Raw genomic sequence first — 5,150 nt, forward strand, 5'->3', positions numbered from 1 at the left:
GGGCCGGCCCGCCGGTGCGGCGCGCCGGGGCCGGGACGAGGGCTTCGGCTCGGCGAAGAACTCGGCGGCCGAGCGCTCGCCGCTCTCCACGGCGCGTACGGCGGCCATGAGCTCGGCGGCCTTGTCCGGGGCGCCCGGGTCGCCCGGGTCGGCGGTCTGGCGGGCCTGATCGGCGTTGTCGGCGCCGGACGCGGTCACAGCGTGCTCCAGTCGTGATCGGGATAGCGGTGCACCGGGGCCGACACATCGTCCAGCGCCCGGCAGATCTCGTCGGGAAGCGTAAGGCCCTCCACTGACAGAGCCTCGCCGAGCTGCTGCGGCGTACGCGGGCCGATGACCGGTGCGGCCACCCCGGGCCGGTCGCGCACCCAGGCCAGCGCCACCTGGAGCGGGGTGACGGCCAGCCCGTCGGCGGCCGTGGCGACCGCGTCGACGATCCGCGCCGCCGCGTCGTCCAGATAGGGCTCCACGAAGGGCGCCAGGTGCTCCGAGGCCCCGCGCGAGCCGGGCGGGGAGGAGCGCCGGTACTTGCCCGTGAGCACGCCCCGGCCCAGTGGCGAGGACGCCAGCAGCCCCACCTCCAGGTCCAGCGCGGCCGGCAGCACCTCCCGCTCCACGCCGCGCTGGAGCAGGGAGTACTCCATCTGGACGCCGGCCAGCCGGGTGCGCGTCCCCGGGGCGGCGAGCTGCCAGGTGGCGGCCTTGGCCAGCTGCCAGCCGCAGAAGCCGGCCACCCCCGCGTAGCGGGCGCGGCCGCTGGCCACCGCGGTGTCGAGGGCCTGGAGGGTCTCCTCCACGGGGGTGGAGGGGTCGTAGGCGTGGACCTGCCACAGATCGACGTGGTCGGTGCCCAGCCGTTCCAGGGAGGCGTCCAGCGCGGCCAGCAGATGGCCGCGCGAGCAGTCGGAACGGCGCTCCGGGTCGGGTACGCCGCCCGCCTTGGTGGCGATCACCAGGTCCCCGCGGGGCACCAGGCCCTGCACCAGCCGGCCCAGGAGGTACTCGGCGCCGCCGTCGGCGTACACGTCGGCGGTGTCCACCAGCGTCCCGCCGGCCTCCCAGAAGGCCTTCAGCAGGTCCGCCGCCTCCCGCTCCCCGGTGTCCCTCGCCCAGGTGAGCGTACCGAGCCCGATCCGGGATACGCGGAGGCCGGTGCGGCCCACGTGCCTGTGCTTCATGGGCGTTGAGAGTACTTGCGGCCACGCGCTAGAGTCCCGGCGACGGGCACGTTACCGATCGGTAAGGGGACGCGGATGAGGCTCGGGATCAACCTCGGCTACTGGGGCTCCGGGATGGACGCCGACAATCTCGCGGTCGCCCAGGAGGCCGACCGGCTGGGCTACTCCGTGTGCTGGGCCGCCGAGGCCTACGGATCGGACGCCCCCACCGTCCTGGCCTGGGTGGCGGCCCGGACCGAGCGGATCGACGTCGGCTCGGCCATCTTCCAGATCCCCGCCCGCGCCCCCGCCATGACGGCCATGACCGCCGCCACTCTCGACACCCTCTCGGGGGGCCGCTTCCGCCTGGGGCTGGGCGTCTCCGGACCGCAGGTGTCCGAGGGCTGGTACGGGGTGCGGTTCGACAAGCCGCTCGCCCGCACCCGCGAGTATGTGGAGATCGTCCGCAAGGCGATGTCCCGCGAGCGGCTGACCCACTCCGGCGAGCACTGGACGCTGCCGCTGCCCGACGGCCCCGGCAAGCCGCTGAAACTGACCGTCCACCCCGTCCGCGAGCGGATCCCTCTGTACATCGCCGCCATCGGCCCGAAGAACCTGGAGCAGACCGGCGAGATCGCCGACGGCGCCCTGCTGATCTTCTTCGCCCCCGAGCACGCGGAGGAGACCACGCTCGGTGCGCTGCGCGCCGGCCGCGAGAAGGCGGGCCTGACCATGGAGGGTTTCGACGTGGCGCCCACCGTGCCGCTGGCCCTCGGCGACGACATCGACGCCCTGGCCGACACCTTCCGCCCCTACACCGCCCTGTACGTCGGCGGCATGGGCAGCCGCAAGCAGAACTTCTACAACCGGCTCGCCCGGCGCATGGGGTACGAGAAGGAGGCCGTGGAGATCCAGGAGAAGTATCTGTCCGGGGACAAGGAGGGCGCCGCGGCCGCCGTCCCCCGGCAGCTCATCGACTCCACCACGCTGCTCGGCCCCGTCGAGCGGATCGCCGACCGGATGCGGGCCTACGCCGAGGCCGGGGTGACCACCCTGTCGCTGACTCCGGCGGGCTTCACCCTGGAGGAGCGGATCGCCGCGCTGCGGGCCGGCGTGGAGGCCCTGGAGCGGTCCGGAACCGCCTCCTGAGGTCCCGGAGGGACAGGGGAACCGCCGCCCCCGCCCCGCGTTCACGCCGGGGCGTGCCCGCGGCCGTGGCGGGGGCTCGGGGGTCCTCCCCGCCACGGCCGCCTCCCGGCACAACGGCGCGGGGCCGCCGGGGTTACGCGCGGCGCGGCGGACGGGTCCGTTCGGCGCAGGGACGGGGGTGAGCTGTTGCCGCAGCACGCCCGCACCGGTTGACTCGGACTTCCGCGGGAACATCCACGGAAGGTGTCGGGCCATGCTGCGCAGAAGGGACCTGGTGCGGGAGGTCCTCGAGGACGACGCGTCCTTCCGGCTGCTGTGCTCCCTGGCCGCCGCGGCAGGGGAGCGCAACGGCGGGGAGAACCGCAGGATCGCCGCCCTCGTTCCCCGGGGTCGGCGCGACCTCGCCCCCGCGATGGCCCGGTACGGCGAGCTCCAGCGCGGGAACGCCCGGCTGCTGACCGGGCTGCTGGCCGCCTGCGGTCTGGAACCGGCCGAGGTGCCGCCCGAGGCGGACCACGCGGCCCTCCTGGAGGGGCGGGGGAGCTGTCCGGCACATGTCCGGGTCCGGTGCGGACAGCCCCTGAGCGAACGGGACGTCCTCGCCCACCTCGCCCACGGGCACGCCGCCTCGGCGCGGGCCGCCGCCTGGTTCGGCCGTCTGGCCGGGCACGCCTTTGGCCGTCCCGGGGCCGGCGAGGCGGCCCGGGAGATCGTCCGTGCCGAACGGGAGTACCTGGCCTGGTGCCGCGCGGCGATGCTGGGCTTCGCCCGCGCCGGCCATGTCGCCGCCGTCGAGCTGGCGCTGAGGGAGAACGCGCTGGCGGAGGCCCGTGCCCACCGCGACGCGGCTCTCGCCGTGCTGGCCCGCACCGGCCATCTGCTGGGATGGAGCATGGCCAGGTCGGTGGTCCTGGAGGGGTACGTCCAGGCCCGGTACGCCCGCGAGCGGCTGACGGGCCGGCGCCGCGCGGTGCGCCCGGAACCGCTTCCCCCGCCGCCCGGGCCCGCGCTCCCGTGCGAGGCGGTGCGGGACCGGACGGCGGGGGCCGGGTCCGGCACGGATTCCGGGGCCGCGCCGGGGCCTGCGTCCGGGTAGGCGGCTACAGCCAGCCCCGGCGCTTGAAGAGCCGGTACAGGCCGCCGCTCACGGTGACCATCAGCACCACCACCCCCGGATATCCCAGTGGGTGGGCCAGCTCGGGCATGTGGTCGAAGTTCATGCCGTACACCCCGGCGATCATGGTGGGGACCGCGGCCATGGCCGCCCACGCCGAGATCTTGCGCATGTCGTCGTTCTGCCGGACACCCACCTGCGCCAGATAGGCCGACAGGATGTCCGACAGCAGCCGGTCCAACGCCTCCACCTGCTCGTTCGCCCGGGTCAGATGGTCGCTGACGTCGCGGAAGAACGGGCGCGAGTCGTCGTGCACGAACGGCACGCCGGTACCCGCCAGCCGCTCCATGGGCTCCGCCAGCGGCCCGGTGGCCCGGCGGAACTCCAGTACCTGGCGCTTGAAGGCGTAGATGCGGCTCGCCACGGCGGCGCGCGCCGTGCCGCCGGGAGTGAAGACCTCCTCCTCCAGCTCCTCCAGGTCGATCTGCAGCTCGGCGGCCACCTCCATGTAGTGGTCGACCACCGCGTCGCTCACCGCGTACATCACGGCCGTCGGACCGTGCCGCAGCACTCCCGGGCTCAGCTCCAGCCGTTCACGCACCGAGCCCAGCGGATTGGCCGCGCCGTGCCGCACCGAGACCACGAAGGAGTCGCCGAGGAACAGCATCAGCTCCCCGGTGCCCACCGTGTCGGCGGCCTCGTCGTAGTCCACCGGCTTGAGCACCAGGAACAGCGAGTCCTCGTAGACCTCCAGTTTGGGGCGCTGGTGGGCCGACAGGGCGTCCTCCACCGCCAGCGGGTGCAGCCCGAACTCACGGGAGACCTGCTCGAACTCCTCCTCGGTGGGCTCGTGCAGCCCGATCCACACGAAGGCGTCGCGATCCGACCGGGCCGCCCGGAACGCCTCCATGAGCCCGGAGGGGCCCTCGGCGCGGCGCCCGGCCCGGTAGATCGCACAGTCCACAATCACACCCGCGATTCTCCCCCGCCGGCCCGGCGGCGCGTGCGACGGCCACCCCCTCCCTGCCCCGCCCCTCCTCGGCCCGGCCCGCCTCGCCTACGCTGGCTGCCATGCCCACGCTGCTCCTCGTCCGGCACGGCCGGTCCACCGCCAACACCTCCGGACTGCTGGCCGGACGCACTCCCGGCGTCGAGCTGGACGAGCTCGGCGCAGCCCAGGCCGCCGCCCTCCCCGCTCGCCTGGCGGCGCTCCCGCTGGCCGCCGCCGTCCACAGCCCGCTGGAGCGCTGCCGCCAGACCCTGGCGCCGCTGGCCGCCGTCAGGCCGGAGTTGCCGCTGCACACCGATGAGCGCGTCGGCGAGTGCGACTACGGCGACTGGACCGGCCGCAAGCTCGCCGAGCTGAACGAGGAACCGCTGATGGCCACCGTCCAGCAGCACCCCTCGGCCGCGGCCTTCCCCGGCGGTGAGACGATGCGCGGCATGCAGACCCGGGCGGTGGAGGCCGTACGGGAGTGGAACGAGCGGATCGAGCGGGAGCACGGGCCGGACGCCGCCTACCTGATGTGCTCGCACGGCGACATCATCAAGTCGCTGGTCGCCGACGCCCTCGGCATGCACCTGGACCTCTTCCAGCGCATCCACGTCGAACCCTGCTCGGTCACCGCCATCCGCTACACCTCGCTGCGTCCCTTCCTGCTGCGGCTGGGCGACACCGGCGACCTCGCCTCACTCGCCCCGCGCGAGGCGGACGCCGCGCGGGGCGAGTG

6 protein-coding genes are annotated in these 5,150 nt (G+C 74.5%); 3 read left to right on the forward strand and 3 right to left on the reverse strand.

Annotated elements, in window-relative coordinates; all coding sequences use genetic code 11:
- Together AC2CJA_RS23945 and AC2CJA_RS23950 are read right to left on the reverse strand one after the other, a co-directional pair.
- Positions 1-198, reverse strand: a 198-nt coding sequence (locus AC2CJA_RS23945) for a hypothetical protein (RefSeq protein ID WP_484604757.1), incomplete at its 3' end; no start/stop codon positions are given.
- Positions 195-1,178, reverse strand: a complete 984-nt coding sequence (locus AC2CJA_RS23950; protein ID WP_484604758.1) for an aldo/keto reductase — start codon at positions 1,176-1,178, stop codon at positions 195-197. The genes AC2CJA_RS23950 and AC2CJA_RS23945, both read right to left, overlap by 4 nt.
- 75 nt (positions 1,179-1,253) lie before the next feature.
- On the opposite strand from AC2CJA_RS23950, the gene AC2CJA_RS23955 reads away from it, so the two are divergent.
- Positions 1,254-2,306 (forward strand): LLM class F420-dependent oxidoreductase, encoded by a 1,053-nt coding sequence (locus tag AC2CJA_RS23955; RefSeq protein WP_484604759.1) that lies wholly within the window; start codon positions 1,254-1,256, stop codon positions 2,304-2,306.
- Between the two features lie 253 nt (positions 2,307-2,559).
- Positions 2,560-3,402, forward strand: coding sequence for a ferritin-like domain-containing protein (locus AC2CJA_RS23960; RefSeq protein WP_484604760.1), 843 nt, complete (start codon positions 2,560-2,562; stop codon positions 3,400-3,402).
- A 4-nt stretch (positions 3,403-3,406) separates the two neighbouring features.
- Here AC2CJA_RS23960 and corA read toward each other — a convergent pair whose 3' ends face one another.
- Positions 3,407-4,399 carry a magnesium/cobalt transporter CorA gene (gene corA, locus AC2CJA_RS23965; RefSeq protein WP_484604762.1) on the reverse strand — a complete coding sequence of 331 codons (993 nt, stop codon included), beginning with the start codon at positions 4,397-4,399 and terminating at the stop codon, positions 3,407-3,409.
- Between the two features lie 92 nt (positions 4,400-4,491).
- On the opposite strand from corA, the gene AC2CJA_RS23970 reads away from it, so the two are divergent.
- On the forward strand, positions 4,492-5,150 hold a 659-nt coding region (locus AC2CJA_RS23970), incomplete at its 3' end, for a histidine phosphatase family protein (protein ID WP_484604761.1).

The sequence above is a fragment of the Streptomyces sp. ATLC9 genome, from assembly GCF_057196705.1.

Excerpts from the sequence above, each read along its gene's own strand:
- AC2CJA_RS23950 (WP_484604758.1), bottom strand. The coding sequence starts at position 1,178 with ATGAAGCACAGGCACGTGGGCCGCACCGGCCTCCGCGTATCCCGGATC.
- AC2CJA_RS23955 (WP_484604759.1), top strand. The coding sequence starts at position 1,254 with ATGAGGCTCGGGATCAACCTCGGCTACTGGGGCTCCGGGATGGACGCC.
- AC2CJA_RS23960 (WP_484604760.1), top strand. The coding sequence starts at position 2,560 with ATGCTGCGCAGAAGGGACCTGGTGCGGGAGGTCCTCGAGGACGACGCG.